Genomic DNA, 13,717 nt, shown 5'->3' with positions numbered 1-13,717 from the left:
TCATCCTCAGAACGGCAGCACGGACTGGAAGAAGCGCGACAGCATATTGCTCATCTCGGCCTTGTCGACGCGGCTGTTGGTGCGGTATTCGACGCGCGCGTCGGCGATCACGGTCGACGAGACCATATTGCCCGGCTGGATCGTGTCCGGCGCGACCATGCCCGAGAAGCGGATGTACTCGATGCCCTTGTTCATGGCGACCTGCTTCTCGCCGGCGACGATCAGGTTGCCGTTGGCCAGCACTTCGGTGACGGTGACGCCGATGGTGCCCGTGAAATTGTTCGACGCGCTCTGGGTGTCGGCGTCGGCGAACTTGTTCGCCCCTTCCAGCCCCACGCCCGCACCGAGCTTGGCCTGCAGCGGGCCCGGCACCGTGAAGCTGGCGCTGCCCGACTTGCTGCCGGTGGTGGCGCCGGACTTGCCGGCCGAGGTGCGCTCGGTGATGTTGATCGTCAGCAGGTCGCCGATATGGCGCGCGCGGCGGTCTTCGAACATCGGGCGGTAGCTGTTCGCGTTGTAGATGGCGCCGTCGTTGGCTGGCGCGGCCTGCACCAGCATCGGGCGCGACGAGGTCGGGCCCTGGACGATGGAGCTTGGGGTGGTCGAGCAGCCGGCCACCAGGGCCAGCGCAACGATGACGAGTGTGTTTTTCATAACTGGGACAGTTTCTGCAGCATCTGGTCGGAAGTGGTGATCGCCTTGCTGTTGATCTCGTAGGCGCGCTGGGTCTGGATCATGTTGACCATTTCCTCGACCACGTTCACGTTCGAAGATTCGACATAGCCCTGCATCAAGACACCGGAGCCATTGGTGCCGGGAACGTTCAGGTTCGGGTTGCCCGAGGCGCCGGTCTCGACGTAGAGGTTCTCGCCGCGCGATTCCAGGCCGGCCGGGTTGATGAAGGTGGCCAGCTGCAGCGTGCCGACCTGGGTCGGGGCGACGCTGCCGGGCAGCTTGACCGACACCACGCCGTCGCGGCCGACGGTGATCGACTCCGCATTATTCGGGATGGTGATGGCGGGCTGGACGACGAAGCCGCTGGCGGTGACCAGCTGGCCGTTGGCGTCGGTCTGGAACGAGCCGTCGCGGGTATAGGCCTGGGTGCCGTCCGGCAGCAGCACCGGGAAGAAACCCGAGCCATTGACCATGACGTCCTTCGAATTGCCGGTCAGCTGGGGATTACCCTGGGTGAAGATGCGCTCGGTGGCGACGGTGCGCACACCGGTACCGATCTGCAGGCCGGAAGGCAGGTTGGATTGCTGCGAGCTTTGCGCGCCTGGCTGGCGCACGTTCTGGTACAGCAGGTCCTCGAACACCGCACGCGAACGCTTGAAGCCGTTGGTGCTGACGTTGGCGAGGTTGTTGGTGATGACGTCGAGGTTGGTCTGCTGCGCTTCGAGGCCGGTCTTGGCAATAAACAGCGAACGGATCATGGAATTCTCCTAAGTGCAGCGGACACGGTCCGCCACGTACAGGAGAATTATGCTGCAGCAACTATCAATTCAAAGCGAGGATCTGGGTGGCTTTCGCGGCGTTATTCTCGGCGTTCTTCAACAGGCTCATTTGGGTATCGAAAGAACGTGCCAAAGAGATCATGTTGACCATCGAATCGATCGCGCTGACATTGCTGCCCTCGAGCGCACCGCCGGCCACGCTGACGGTGGCATCCGGCTGGGCGGTGGCGCCGTCCTTCAGGCGGAACAGGCCGTCGTCGCCGCGCACCAGGTTTTCCGCCGGTGGATTGACCAGCTTCAGGCGCCCCAGGACATTGGCCACCGCCTGCTGCTCGGCGGTGGAGATGGTCGAGATGGTGCCGTCGCCGCCGACCGCGATGTTGACGTCGGGCGGGATCGTGATCGGGCCGCCCTCGCCGGCAATCGTCGCGCCGCCGGCGGTGGTGAGCAGGCCGTTCGGGCTGGTCTGGAGCGAACCGTTGCGGGTATAGGCTTCGGTGCCGTCGGGCATCTGCACCGCCAGCCAGCCCTGCCCCTTGATCGCCACGTCCAGGTCGCGCCCGGTGACCTGCAGCGCGCCCGACGAGAAATCGGAGGCCGGACTGGTATTGACCACGAAGGCGCGCGTTGGCAAGCCCTGGCTTTCCACCGGCACGGCGCGGAACATGTCTAGCTGGGCCCGGAAGCCCGTGGTGTTCACATTGGCCAGGTTGTTCGAGGTCGTGGCCTGCTGGTCCAGGATGTGCTTGGCGCCGCTGGCGGCAGTGTAGATCAGGCGGTCCATGTTTTTTTCCTTGTTGCGGCTGTGCTGGGGCTGGCTGGACGCGCGGTCGGCGGAGCCGACCACCCTACCGTAGGGTGGTCGGGTCTCCCGACCGCGCGTTCAACGAACGTTCGCCAAGCTATTAGCGCAGGTTGACCAGGGTCTGCAGGACCGAATCCTGGGTCTTGATGGTCTGCGCGTTGGCCTGGTACACGCGCTGGGCGGTGATCATGTTGACCAGTTCGGCGGTCAGGTCGACGTTCGAGCTTTCCACCGCCGACGATTGCAGCACGCCCATGCTGCCCGAGTTTGGCGTGCCGACCAGCGGCACGCCCGAGGTGGACGATTCGGCCCAGGCGTTGTTACCCAGCGGCTCCAGCCCGTTCGGGTTGGTAAAGTTCGCGAGGATCACCTGGCCCAGCGGCCTGGTCTGGCCGTTGCTGTACTGGCCCAGGATCACGCCATCCTGGCCGGTGCTGAAACGCTGCAGGCTGCCGGCCGCGTAGCCGTCCTGGACCAGCCGCTTTTCGCTGGTGCCGGTGCCGTACTGGGTGGTGCCGTCGAAATCGATCTGGATCGGCAGGATCGGTTCGGCGCCGGTCGGAGGGAACACCGGCAGCGGGATCGCCAGGTTGCCGCCGGTTGTCGACAGGGTCTTGTTCAGGGCGCCGTTGGTATCGAATACCAGCGTGCCGACCGGCGCCGACTTGACATTGACGGCGTCGGTGATGGCGGCGTCGACTTCTTCCGCGGTCGCGCCTGGCACTGCGGCGGCCTTGGCGGCGGCGGCGGCGATCACGGCCACGTCGGCGTCCGGGTCGGCCGCGGTGGCGGCGGCCGAGACCATGCCCGCCGCCGCGGTGGCGTAGGCGCCGAGGGCGGCGGTCAAGGTGGCCGGCACCTGCGGCACCGCCTTGGTGGCGGTTTCCCAGGCTGCGCGGGCGGTGTTCACCGCGGCAAAGGTCGGGCCGGTGCCCTGGGCGGCGGCCGCCACGGCCAGGTTGGTCACTTCGATGCCGTCGTTGGCGGCGTACACGCTCCAGGTGCCCGGGCCCGATTTCACGTAGAAGGTCGACAGGACATGCGGGTTGCCCAGCGTGTCGTACACGCTCATCGGGGTCTGCTTGTTATAGGTGGTCGGGTCGGTGGCGTCGAACGGCGTGTTGGTCGGGGTCACGCTGCGGGAGTCGAGGTTCAGCTCCACCTCGACTTCCTTGGTGGCCACCGGGGACAGGTCGGAAGAATCGATCCGCAGCGGCACCGGGGCGCCGGCAGCCAGCTGGCCATTGGCGTTGAGGCCGTAGCCGGTCAGTTTCGCGCCCTGCGCATTGATCAGGAAACCACCTTTGTCCATCGAAAACTGGCCATTGCGGCTGTATTGCACCATGCCGGAGGTTTCAGTACGGAAGAAGCCGGCGCCGTTGATGGCGATGTCGAGCGGGTTATTCGAGGCTTCGACGTTACCCTGGGTGAACTGCTGGGCAATGCCCGCCACTTTCACGCCGATGCCGGGCGAAATGCCGCCGGCGCCGTTGAGCGAACTGGCGTAGACGTCGGCGAACTGGGTGGTCGAGCCCTTGAAGCCGACGGTGCTCGAGTTGGCGATATTGTTACCGATGACGTCGAGGGCTTTGGCAGCGCCGTTCAAGCCGCTCAGGCCTTGTTGGAAAGACATGGTGTACTCCTGGAATGGGGTGAGTAAGGTAAGCGGCTGGCTTACAGGACTTGTTTGATATCGGCCAGGGTGACGGAACCCTTCACCGGCAGGTTCAGCTTGATGCCGTCCTTGCCGCCGGTGGTCACGCTGGCGACGCTGTCGAAGGACAGGGTCTTGGCGTCTTTCATCGGCTCGCCGCCGCGGCTGGCGACGACCTTGTACGTGTACATGCCATCGGGCAGGGTAACCGGCTTGCCGTCGGCGTCGACCCTGGTCGGGTCGGGCACGCCGTCCCAGGCGATCGGGACAATGCCGGCATCCTGGGCGCCGAGGTCGATGGTGGCGACTTCCTTGCCGGTGCTGGAACTGGTGATTACCACCTGCACCTTGTCGGCTGCGCTGGCCAGCTCGACGCCGAGGATGGCCTTGCCGCTGTTCAGGCCCAGCTTGTTGCCCTCGACCAGCACGCCGTGGCCGATCAGGTTGGTCGCCTGCATCGCTTCGGACGACTGGTAGCTGGTCTTGAGCGATTCCAGCGTGGCGTTGAGCTTGTTGACCCCGGTGACGGTCGAGAGCTGGGCCAGCTGGCTGGTGACCTGCGCGTTGTCGAGCGGATTCAGCGGATCCTGGTTCTTCAGCTGGGTAACCAGCAGGGTCATGAACTTATCGGTGTCGGCCTGGACGCCATCGACCTCGACCTTCTTGGCGTTCATGGTCGACATCAGGTCGGTGACCCGGGGGGAGGCGGCGGCGGTATTGGTTGCGGTAGTCATGGTGGTCTAGTCTTATTGGCCGAGGGTCAGGGTCTTGAGCAACATGGTCTTGGCCGCGTTCATGGTCTCGACGTTGGTCTGGTAGGAGCGCGAGGCCGACAGCATGTTCACCATCTCGTCGACCACGTTCACGTTCGGCATCGCCACATAGCCCTTGTCGTCGGCCATCGGGTGCTTGGGGTCGTAGACCTGCTTGAGCGGCGACGGGTCCTCGACCACTTCGCGCACCCGCACCCCGGTGGCGCCGGACTGGGTCGGCACCGACTCGAACACCACCGCCTTGGCGCGGTAGGCTTCGCCGCTGGGGCTGGAGGCGCTGTCGGCATTGGCCAGGTTGCTGGCGACGGTGTTCAGGCGCTGGGCCTGGGCGCTCATCGCGGAGCCGGACACATTGAAGATATTAAATAGCGACATGCGTTATCCCTTACTGGCCCTGGATGGCCGCCAGCAGGCCCTTGATCTGGTGGTTGATCATCGTGATCCCGGCTTCGTAGCGCAGCGCGTTGTCGGCGAACTGGTTGCGTTCCTGGTCCATATCGACGGTATTGCCGTCGACGCTGCCCTGCACCACCCCGCGGTACATCACCGGGGTGCCGTTGGACAGCATGTCGCCGGTCGGCGCGCCGCGGCCGATGTGGCCCTGGGTGGTGGTGGCCAGCGGCCCGGATGCGGCGCCCTTGCTGGCCAGCGCGCCCTGCAGCGCGGCGCTGAAGTCGATGTCGCGTGCCTTGTAGTTGGGCGTATCGGCATTGGCGATGTTCGACGCCAGCAGTTCCTGGCGCTGGGCGCGCAGGGACAGGGCTGCTTCATTGAAACCTAAGTACTGGTCGACTTTGCCGATCATGCCGCCTCCTGGGATTTGATGCGTATTGGGACAGCACCGATCATACGGACGGGCAACAACAGGCAATCGATGGAGAAAGGACGGCAAAACCCGGCTATTCAAAGTTTCACCAGGGAATCACGCTGCCTAGAATGGCAGCATTCCCAGTTTCCCAGGTTGGACTTCCATGAAACGCCATCTCGCCGCACTGCTCTTCCTTGCCGCGCCGCTTGCCTGCGCCCAGCAGCAGCTGGCCCAGCGCCAGAACCTGCCCGCGCTGCGCACGGTCGTCGAACAATACCTGCAGACCCAGGTCGCCGGTCTGCCCGGCCAGGTGACGGTCAAAGTGGGCGCGGTCGACCCGCGCACCAGCCTGGCGGCCTGCCCTGCCCCGGAAGCCTTCCAGCAGCCGGGCGCGCGGGCGTGGGGAAAAACAACGGTCGGGGTGCGCTGCACCGCGCCCGCGCCCTGGACCATCTACATCCAGGCCACGGTGAGCGTGGTGGCCGACTACGTCGCCGCCGCCGTGCCGCTGGCCCAGGGCCAGCCGGTCGACGCCGGCCAGCTGGTCATGATGAAGGGCGACATCGCCGCCATGCCAAACGGCATCATCACCGACATGGCCCAGGCTGTCGGCCGCACGCCCACCGCCTCGCTGCAGGCCGGCACGCCGCTGCGCCTGGACACGCTCAAGTCGCGGCCGGTGGTGCAGCAGGGCCAGGCGGTGCGGCTGGTCTCGAAAGGATCGAATTTCTCGGTCTCGAGCGAAGGCCGCGCGCTCGCCAATGCCGGCGAAGGCCAGGTGGCGCAGGCCCGCACCCAGTCCGGCACGGTCGTCAGCGGCACCGCGCGCGCCGGCGGCATCATCGAAGTCGCGATCTAGCCCCAGGCCGGCGCCTATTTTCACGCCCACCCCTTTTCTGCGCTAAAGTTTGTGAAATCCTTGCCGATACACGATGCAGATACCGGAGTTTCCGCTCCGGACCGAGAAGGATGATGCTGTGAAAATCAACGATACCGTCAAGGGCAACCCAGGCCTTCAGCCGGCCACGACGCCGGCCAACAACACCCGCGGCGCCGACAGGACCGCGAGCACCGCCGCCACCCCGGCCGCCACCGACAGCGTGCGCCTGTCCTCGCAGGGACAGGCCATGGCCGGCGCCGTGGCAGGCAGCAACCAGGTGTTCGACACCAAGAAAGTCGAACGCATCAAGCTGGCCATCGCCGATGGCCAGTTCCAGGTCAATTCCGAGAAAGTCGCCGACGGGCTGCTCGACACCGTGCGCGACTTGCTCCATTCACGCAAGCGATAAACTTCCATGCCTACCAGCCCGATCACGACCCTCGCCGCAGAACAGCAACACGTCATCTCCCTGGTGGAGCTGATGAAGCAGGAACAAACGCTGCTGGTCGCAGCGGACGCCGACGGGCTGGCAGAACTTACTCCGCGCAAGAACACCCTGCTGCAACAACTGGCCGCCCTGTCGGCCCAGCGCCACGCGGCGCTCGCCGCCGCCGGCTGCGAAGCCTCGGAAGCCGGCATGGAACCCTGGCTGGCCGTAGGCGGCAGCGCCGAAGCGCGCGCCCAGTGGGAAGCCCTGCTGGTGCAGGCCCGCGACGCCAAGGAACTGAACCGCGTCAACGGCATGCTGATCAACAAGCAGCTGGCGCACAACCAGGGCGTGCTCAACGCCCTGCGCATGCCGGCCGGCCTTGACGCCGGCGGCGTCTACGGCGCCAGCGGCCAGACCGTCGGCAGCGGCCCCTCGAAGCATTTCGTCATCGGCTAAACGTTGAAACTTCGGGGTCAGGTCTGACATTTGGACACGAGCTCTGCTGTTCGTACCGTCCAAACCGTGCACAGCTGAGCGAGCTCAGGGCGAGAACGCGCTGATCCGCTACCGTGAGCGGCATGACGCGGCCACTTCGACTGGAATTTCCTGGCGCCCTTTACCACGTGACCTCGCGTGGCAACCGGCGCACCCCAATCTATCGGCACGATACCGACCGCCAGGTCTGGCTGGCCGTACTTGCGCTGGTGTGCAAACGGCACAACTTCGTCGTCCACAGTTTTTGCCAGATGACGAATCATTACCATGTGCTGATCGAAACGATCGAGGGAAATCTCTCGCAAGGCATGCGCCAACTGAACGGCCTGTATAGCCAATACGTCAATCGGCAGCACAGCCTGGTCGGGCACCTGTTCCAGGGGCGCTACAAAGCCATCCTGGTGCAGAAAGAAAGCTATCTCCTAGAACTGGCGCGTTATGTAGTCTTGAATCCACTACGCGCGCGCATCGTTGCCTCGCTGGACGATTGGCATTGGAGCAGCCACCGTTATTTTGTCAGCGACGACCACCCGCCGGGCTGGCTCGAGCGGGACTGGCTCCTGCGCCGGTTCGGCGATAGCCGCGCGGACGCGGTCGCCGGCTACCAGGCGTTCGTCTCTGCCGGGATCGGCAAAACCAGCCCGCTCGCGGCGACCCGGCACCAGATCCTGCTCGGCGATGACGATTTCGTGGCGACGCACCAGTACGCGCAGCGATCAGAAGATTTCACCGAGGCCGCCAGGACCGAGCGCCGCGCAATCGCCCTCCCCCTCGCCGAGTATGCGGCCCGGTACGCCGACCGCAACGAAGCGATGGCGCGGGCCTATCATTCCACCGCGTTCACCATGTCGCAGATCGCCCGCAGCTTTGGCGTATCGAACAAGACGGTGAGCCGGGCTGTGGCGCACTTCACGCCATCCTAGGAAGCAGCGCGCCGGCAACGCACAAGCCGGCACCGGCACCGGCAATATCAACGGCAAACTTCGGGGTCAGGTCTGACAATTGGACACGGCCTCGACCGTATCTTTCCGCAAACCGCACACAATTCCCGGCAGGGCCCGGATTGGCAAATCAAGCTTGCCGGGATCCCGCACGCACAGCAGAGCTCGTGTCCAAATGTCAGACCTGACCCCGAAGTTGATGGTGATTAGTGGAAGTTTTTTGCGGGCTGCAGCATAGCTTCGATCCGGCCCGGCTCCACCGGCCGGCTGAAGCAGTAGCCCTGCATCTGGTCGCAGCCGTGGCGCTGCAGGAAGGCCAGCTGTTCGTCGGTTTCGACGCCTTCGGCGATCACGTTGAGCTTCATCGAATGCGCCAGCGCAATCACGGCGTTGACGATGGCGGCGTCGTCGGCGTCGCGGGTCAGGTCCATCACGAAGGAGCGGTCGATCTTCAGGCTGTGGATCGGGAAGCGCTTGAGGCTGGCCAGGCTGGAATAACCGGTGCCGAAGTCGTCGATCGCCAGTTGCACGCCCATCGCGGCCAAGCGGCCCATGGTCTCGGTGGCGGCCGCCGGGTTTTCCATCAGCACGCTTTCGGTGATTTCCAGGGTCAGGAAAGCGGGGTCGCAGCCGGTGCCGGCAAGCAGGGCGGCGACGCGCTGCGCCACGTCCTGGCCGAGGAACTGGCGCGCCGACAGGTTGACGCTGATGCGCACCGGACTCAGGCCCGCTTCACGCCAGGCCACCTGCTGGCGCATCGCCGTTTCCAGCACCCAGTCGCCGATCGGCACGATCAGGCCGGTTTCCTCGGCGAGCGGGATGAAGTCGGCGGGCGAGACCATCGGCCGGTCCTGCGGCTGCCAGCGCAGCAGGGCCTCGACCCCGGACACGACGCCGCTGCCGATGTCGACCACCGGCTGGTAGTACAGCAGGAATTCCTGGCGCTGCAGGGCGCGCTGCAGAGCGCCTTCCATGCGCAGGTGCTCGACCGCCTGGGCGCCCATCTCGGCCGTGTAGAACGAATGGTGGTTGCCGCCCTGCCCTTTGGAGCCGTACATCGCGCTGTCGGCGCACTTGAGCAGGGTCGCGCTGTCCTGGCCATCCTTTGGGTACATGGCGATGCCGATGCTGCCGGACGGGAACACGTCCTGGCCGCACAGGGTCACCGGCTGGAACAGGTTGCCGAGCAGCTTGCGCGCCACCTTGGTCGCGTCTTCCTGGCCGGCCAGGTCGGGCAGCACCACCACGAATTCGTCGCCGCCCTGGCGCGCCACGGTGTCGCTCTCGCGCAGGCTGCTCGACAGGCGGCGTGCGATCTCGACGATCAGCTGGTCGCCGGCGTCGTGGCCGAGGCTGTCATTCACATGCTTGAAGCGGTCGAGGTCGATGAACATCACCGCCACCTGGCGCTGCGCGCGGTGCGCGTGCATGATGGCCTGGCCGAGCCGGTCCTGCATCAGGACCCGGTTCGGCAAGCCGGTCAGGGCGTCGTGGTTGGCCATGCGCAGCAGGGCTTCCTCGGCCTGCTTCTGGCGCTGGATGTCCTTGATCACGCAGATGAAGCGCTGGTTGCCGTTGGCGTCGCGCATCGCCGAGACGTTGACGCTGACCCAGACCCGGGTGCCGTCGCGCCGCAGCAGGCGCTTTTCGCGGTGGTAGTCGTTGATCTCGCCGGCCTTGAGGCGCTCGATCAGCGCCAGCTCGTCGGGCAGGTCTTCCTGGCAGGTCAGCTGCTGGAAAAAGCGCTGCAGCAGCTCGATCTCGGTATAGCCGAGGATCTGCGACATCTTGCTGTTGGTGCGCAGCACCCGCCCGTCGCCGGCCAGCAGCACGATGCCGACCGCGGCCTGGTTGAAGGTGAGGCGGAAGAACTGTTCGCTCTCCTGCAGGCGCAGGCGGGCCTTGCGGCGGAAGGTAATGTCCTGGCCGATCAGCAGCAGCATGTGGCCGCCGTCCTTGCGGGTGCGGCGGATATTGAAGTCGATATAGCGCAGCCCGTCCGCGCGGGCGTCGAGCGTGACCAGCACGTTGTCGTGCGGGGCGCCGGTGCGCAGGGTCGCCTTGGCGGCGGCCGCCAGTTCCGGGCAAGGGATCAGCTCGGCCAGCGCCAGCGCTCGCTCGGCCAGCGCGTCGTCGGGCAGGCCGAGCAGGCCGGCCATCATCGGGTTCACCGAGCAGGCGCGCAGTTCGGCGTCGACCACCACCAGGCCGGCCGGCATGCCGTCGATGACCTGTTCCAGGTAGTTCTGGTTCTGCAGGCTGCTGCGCTGGCTGGCGTGGGTATAGGTGTCCAGCGCCAGCCCCATGTCGAAGCAGACGATCTTGAGCAGCGCGTCGACCGCGGCGTGGTAGCGTCCGGGCTGGTGCTGCAGGCGGTCCCACAGCATGGCGGTCAGCTCGGACAGGTATTTGCGGTAGGCGCCGATATACCATTTCGGGTCGAGCCCGATGCGCTGGTGGGTCGCGCCCACCATCAGGCGCTCGCGGATGTAGGCCTCGCCGTATTCGCCGGTCGTCAGGCTGCTGAAGTAGGAAGCCTGCACATGGCGCAGGCGCGCCTCGGCGCCCTCGCCCAGCAGCGCGCGCAGGCGCGGGAAGGACGCCAGGTGCGCGTAGAAGCGGTCCGAGAAGGCGTCGCGGTGGCATTCGAGCAGCGCGTGCACGTCTTGCAGCGCGGCGATGTCGGCCTCGCCCAGTTCCAGGAAGGCCTTGCGCCCCGCCACTTCATCGCGGTCGAGCCCGATCTCGCGGGCGAGGTCGTCGATATGGTCGTGAAAGCCGCTCATGACTGGCCTCCCGCGCATCCGGAGCGGGTTCGGTACTGGGTGTTCATGGGGAGACCTGCGAAAAGGACGATATTTACGCTTGGATAAAGTCATTGCATGATAGCAATCGACTTATCGGGAATCGAGTAAATATTCACTAATTATCACAGATGTTGTTAATCGGCCATACTCCCAGTGTGGTTTTGTTGCCGAGGGTAAATAGATACTTGGGATGGGTCAAAGTGGAGGCTGGAAGCAGGCCGCACAGTAGGGTGAACATCAACCCCGAGGAGACCGCCATGCCCCGCCACCTGTCCTTATCCCTGCTGCTGAGCCTGCCAGCCTTGAGCGCGCTGGCGCAGGACGTGAGCGTGACGATCGCCCCCGTGCGCGAGAAGTTTGCGCGCAGCGACGAGGTGCTGGTGCGCGTGACCCTGCAGAACAATAGTGCGGCGCCGCAGTTCCTGCTCAAGTGGCACACGCCCCTGGACGGGGTCGAGGCGCCCATCTTCGAGGTGCTGCGCGACGGCCAGCCGGTACGCTACCTCGGCATCAAGGCCAAGCGCCCGGCGCCCGGCCCGGGCGACTACCTGCGGCTCGAGCCGGGCGCCGCGGCCAGCAGCACGGTCGAGCTGTCGGCACTGTACGAGATGAACGTCACCGGCCCCTACACCCTGCGCTACCGCAGCGGCTCCCCAAGCCTGTACGCCAGCCCGGGCATGCGCCCGGTCGCGGGCACGCTGGCCTCGAACCCGGCCAGCATCTGGATCGACGGCCGCCTGCCGCGCGGCGCCCGCGCGCCGGCCAAGCAGGCCGTCGAGGGCGCCAGCCTGGACTTCAGCAAGTGCTCCAACGCGCAGCAGGAACAGCTGGCGGCGGCCGTGAATGCCGGCAAGGCCATGACGGTCGACGCCCACGGCTACCTGGCGGCGGCGGCCGCCGGCGGCAGTTATGGCGCCCGCTACGGCAGCTGGTTCGGCGCCTCGGACGTGGGCCGCGCGGCCACCGTGAACACGCACTTCACGGCGATCCGCGACGCCTTCGAAACCAAGCCCATCAAGATCGACTGCGGCTGCACCGCCTCGTATTTCGCCTACGTCTACCCAGCCCAGCCGTACACGATCTACGTGTGCAATGCCTTCTGGACCGCGCCGCTGACGGGCACCGACTCGCGCGGCGGCACCTTGCTGCATGAGCTGAGCCACTTCGACATCGTGGCCGCCACCGACGACCATGTATACGGCCAGCAAGGCGCGGCCGAGCTGGCCCGGACCGACCCGGCGCGGGCCATCAACAACGCCGATTCGCACGAGTATTTTGGCGAGAACACGCCGGCCCAGCAATAATTGCTAGCACTTGCGTATACAAACTGCCAGGGCACGATTGAGCCGTTTGGCAATTTGTTGACACTCCACAAAAATTGTCACGTTCGGTTCAATTCAACTTTACACAAACTCATGTTTCCGTAAATATGGTTTTGGGTTAACTCATGTCGTCCGGGTAACTCGATAAGGCCGAGGCAAGGCCACATAACTATTTTTCATACGGAGAACGAAGATGAGCTTGAACGGCATCGTGAAGTCGGCATTGGGCATCGCTGCGCTCGCGGCAGCATGCAACGTGGCCGCCGCGCCAAAAGGCGTGGCGGTCACCGTGGTTCCCGAGAAGAGCGCGCTGGGCCAGGACGACGACGTGGTGGTGCGCGTCACCATCACCAATACCTCGAGTGCGCCGCACTACATCCTCAAGTCGCGCACCCCGTTCGACGGCGTGGAAGAAGCGCTGTTCGAGGTGCGCCGCGACGGCCAGGCCGTGCCCTACCTCGGCGCCCACATCAAGCGCGCCGCACCAACCGCGGCCGATTACTTCGTGCTCAAGCCGGGCGCTTCGCACAGCGTGAAGGTCGAGCTGTCGGCGCTGTACGACATGAGCGTGAGCGGCGACTACCAGATCAGCTTCAGGCAGGCCTCGCCGCAGCTGTTCCTGGCGCCGGCCCCCGGCAGCGGCCGGGTCGGCGCGGCAGCCGCCGCCGACCTCGATTCGGCCAGTGCCGACAGTGCCTCGCTGGTGTCGGCCCCGGCCACGGTGTGGATCGACGGCCGCGTGGCGCGCGGCCAGAAGTCGCAGGCCATGCTCGATATCGAAGCAATGAAGGCAGCCGCGGCGCAGCCGGCAGCGGCCAGCCTGAGCTACAGCAAGTGCACCACCTCGCAGCAGGCCACGATCGCCTCGGCCATGGCGGCCGGCTCGACCATGGCCGGCAACAGCGACACCTATATGCAGAACGGCGCGATCGGCGCCCGCTACACCAAGTGGTTCGGCGCCAACAACGCGACCCGCGTGGCGACGGTGAAATCGCACTTCGCCGCCATCAAGGATGCGTTCGCGAACAAGCCGGTGACCGTGGATTGCGGCTGCAAGCAGAGCTACTACGCCTACGTGTACCCGACCCAGCCGTACAAGATCTACGTCTGCAAGGCCTTCTGGACGGCGCCCATGACCGGCACCGATTCCAAGGGCGGCACCCTGGTGCACGAGATGAGCCACTTCAATGTGGTGGCCGGTACCGACGACCACGTGTATGGCCAGTCGGGCGCGGCCAGCCTGGCGATCAGCAACCCGGCGCAGGCGGTCGACAATGCTGACTCGCACGAGTATTTTGCCGAGAACACCCCGGCGCTGAACTAGGTCCCGCGCCCAGGCAATCCGACG

General features: G+C 65.6%; 14 protein-coding genes. 6 read left to right on the top strand and 8 right to left on the bottom strand.

Annotation, left to right across the window (positions count from 1 at the left end; genetic code table 11):
* Window positions 1-6: 6 nt before the first annotated feature.
* From BM031_RS11415 to flgB, 7 genes are all read right to left on the bottom strand, one after another.
* The gene (locus tag BM031_RS11415; RefSeq protein WP_091874695.1) at window positions 7-654 is read right to left on the bottom strand and encodes a flagellar basal body L-ring protein FlgH; all 648 of its coding nucleotides are present in this window, start codon (window positions 652-654) and stop codon (window positions 7-9) included.
* Window positions 651-1,433: a flagellar basal-body rod protein FlgG gene (gene flgG, locus BM031_RS11410; protein ID WP_091874694.1), complete on the bottom strand. Its 783-nt coding sequence runs from the start codon at window positions 1,431-1,433 to the stop codon at window positions 651-653. Before flgG ends, BM031_RS11415 begins: the two co-directional genes overlap by 4 nt.
* 64 nt (window positions 1,434-1,497) lie before the next feature.
* On the bottom strand, window positions 1,498-2,238 hold the full coding sequence (flgF, locus tag BM031_RS11405) for a flagellar basal-body rod protein FlgF (RefSeq protein ID WP_091874693.1): 741 nt from the start codon (window positions 2,236-2,238) through the stop codon (window positions 1,498-1,500).
* A 121-nt stretch (window positions 2,239-2,359) separates the two neighbouring features.
* Window positions 2,360-3,892, bottom strand: coding sequence for a flagellar hook protein FlgE (locus tag BM031_RS11400; RefSeq protein WP_091874692.1), 1,533 nt, complete (start codon window positions 3,890-3,892; stop codon window positions 2,360-2,362).
* Between the two features lie 41 nt (window positions 3,893-3,933).
* Window positions 3,934-4,647 (bottom strand): flagellar hook assembly protein FlgD, encoded by a 714-nt coding sequence (locus BM031_RS11395; RefSeq protein ID WP_091874691.1) that lies wholly within the window; start codon window positions 4,645-4,647, stop codon window positions 3,934-3,936.
* Between the two features lie 12 nt (window positions 4,648-4,659).
* Window positions 4,660-5,061 (bottom strand): flagellar basal body rod protein FlgC, encoded by a 402-nt coding sequence (gene flgC, locus BM031_RS11390; RefSeq protein ID WP_091874690.1) that lies wholly within the window; start codon window positions 5,059-5,061, stop codon window positions 4,660-4,662.
* 10 nt (window positions 5,062-5,071) lie between these two features.
* Entirely contained in the window at window positions 5,072-5,491 is a 420-nt protein-coding gene (flgB, locus tag BM031_RS11385; protein ID WP_091874689.1) for a flagellar basal body rod protein FlgB, read from the bottom strand.
* Between the two features lie 166 nt (window positions 5,492-5,657).
* Between flgB and flgA the strand changes: the two genes are divergently transcribed.
* The 4 genes from flgA to BM031_RS11365 all read left to right on the top strand — a co-directional run bounded on the left by flgA (window position 5,658) and on the right by BM031_RS11365 (window position 8,222).
* Complete coding sequence (gene flgA, locus BM031_RS11380) at window positions 5,658-6,353, top strand: flagellar basal body P-ring formation chaperone FlgA (RefSeq protein ID WP_091874688.1); 696 nt, start codon at window positions 5,658-5,660, stop codon at window positions 6,351-6,353.
* A 118-nt stretch (window positions 6,354-6,471) separates the two neighbouring features.
* On the top strand, window positions 6,472-6,783 hold the full coding sequence (gene flgM, locus BM031_RS11375; protein WP_091874687.1) for a flagellar biosynthesis anti-sigma factor FlgM: 312 nt from the start codon (window positions 6,472-6,474) through the stop codon (window positions 6,781-6,783).
* 6 nt (window positions 6,784-6,789) lie between these two features.
* Complete coding sequence (locus BM031_RS11370; protein WP_091874686.1) at window positions 6,790-7,260, top strand: flagella synthesis protein FlgN; 471 nt, start codon at window positions 6,790-6,792, stop codon at window positions 7,258-7,260.
* Window positions 7,261-7,382: 122 nt separating this feature from the next.
* The gene (locus BM031_RS11365) at window positions 7,383-8,222 is read left to right on the top strand and encodes a transposase (protein ID WP_091874685.1); all 840 of its coding nucleotides are present in this window, start codon (window positions 7,383-7,385) and stop codon (window positions 8,220-8,222) included.
* A 224-nt stretch (window positions 8,223-8,446) separates the two neighbouring features.
* Here the strand turns inward: BM031_RS11365 and BM031_RS11360 are convergent, their stop codons facing one another.
* Entirely contained in the window at window positions 8,447-11,026 is a 2,580-nt protein-coding gene (locus BM031_RS11360) for an EAL domain-containing protein (protein ID WP_091874684.1), read from the bottom strand.
* Window positions 11,027-11,304: 278 nt separating this feature from the next.
* Here BM031_RS11360 and BM031_RS11355 point away from each other — a divergent pair, with 278 nt between their 5' ends.
* Both BM031_RS11355 and BM031_RS11350 read left to right on the top strand, forming a co-directional pair.
* Window positions 11,305-12,351: a M35 family metalloendopeptidase gene (locus tag BM031_RS11355; protein ID WP_091874774.1), complete on the top strand. Its 1,047-nt coding sequence runs from the start codon at window positions 11,305-11,307 to the stop codon at window positions 12,349-12,351.
* 211 nt (window positions 12,352-12,562) lie between these two features.
* Window positions 12,563-13,693 carry a M35 family metalloendopeptidase gene (locus BM031_RS11350; RefSeq protein WP_091874683.1) on the top strand — a complete coding sequence of 377 codons (1,131 nt, stop codon included), beginning with the start codon at window positions 12,563-12,565 and terminating at the stop codon, window positions 13,691-13,693.
* Window positions 13,694-13,717: the final 24 nt, after the last annotated feature.

This window comes from Massilia yuzhufengensis, from assembly GCF_900112225.1.
Lineage (GTDB): Bacteria > Pseudomonadota > Gammaproteobacteria > Burkholderiales > Burkholderiaceae_D > Telluria > Telluria yuzhufengensis.
The sequence above is the reverse complement of the archived record's forward strand: the minus strand, read 5'-3'. Positions and strand labels throughout refer to the sequence as shown.

What these genes read in the sequence shown, in the direction of transcription:
- BM031_RS11415 (WP_091874695.1), bottom strand. Translation starts at nt 654, where the DNA reads ATGAAAAACACACTCGTCATCGTTGCGCTGGCCCTGGTGGCCGGCTGC.
- flgG (WP_091874694.1), bottom strand. Translation starts at nt 1,433, where the DNA reads ATGATCCGTTCGCTGTTTATTGCCAAGACCGGCCTCGAAGCGCAGCAG.
- flgF (WP_091874693.1), bottom strand. Translation starts at nt 2,238, where the DNA reads ATGGACCGCCTGATCTACACTGCCGCCAGCGGCGCCAAGCACATCCTG.
- BM031_RS11400 (WP_091874692.1), bottom strand. Translation starts at nt 3,892, where the DNA reads ATGTCTTTCCAACAAGGCCTGAGCGGCTTGAACGGCGCTGCCAAAGCC.
- BM031_RS11395 (WP_091874691.1), bottom strand. Translation starts at nt 4,647, where the DNA reads ATGACTACCGCAACCAATACCGCCGCCGCCTCCCCCCGGGTCACCGAC.
- flgC (WP_091874690.1), bottom strand. Translation starts at nt 5,061, where the DNA reads ATGTCGCTATTTAATATCTTCAATGTGTCCGGCTCCGCGATGAGCGCC.
- flgB (WP_091874689.1), bottom strand. Translation starts at nt 5,491, where the DNA reads ATGATCGGCAAAGTCGACCAGTACTTAGGTTTCAATGAAGCAGCCCTG.
- flgA (WP_091874688.1), top strand. Translation starts at nt 5,658, where the DNA reads ATGAAACGCCATCTCGCCGCACTGCTCTTCCTTGCCGCGCCGCTTGCC.
- BM031_RS11370 (WP_091874686.1), top strand. Translation starts at nt 6,790, where the DNA reads ATGCCTACCAGCCCGATCACGACCCTCGCCGCAGAACAGCAACACGTC.
- BM031_RS11365 (WP_091874685.1), top strand. Translation starts at nt 7,383, where the DNA reads ATGACGCGGCCACTTCGACTGGAATTTCCTGGCGCCCTTTACCACGTG.
- BM031_RS11360 (WP_091874684.1), bottom strand. Translation starts at nt 11,026, where the DNA reads ATGAGCGGCTTTCACGACCATATCGACGACCTCGCCCGCGAGATCGGG.
- BM031_RS11355 (WP_091874774.1), top strand. Translation starts at nt 11,305, where the DNA reads ATGCCCCGCCACCTGTCCTTATCCCTGCTGCTGAGCCTGCCAGCCTTG.
- BM031_RS11350 (WP_091874683.1), top strand. Translation starts at nt 12,563, where the DNA reads ATGAGCTTGAACGGCATCGTGAAGTCGGCATTGGGCATCGCTGCGCTC.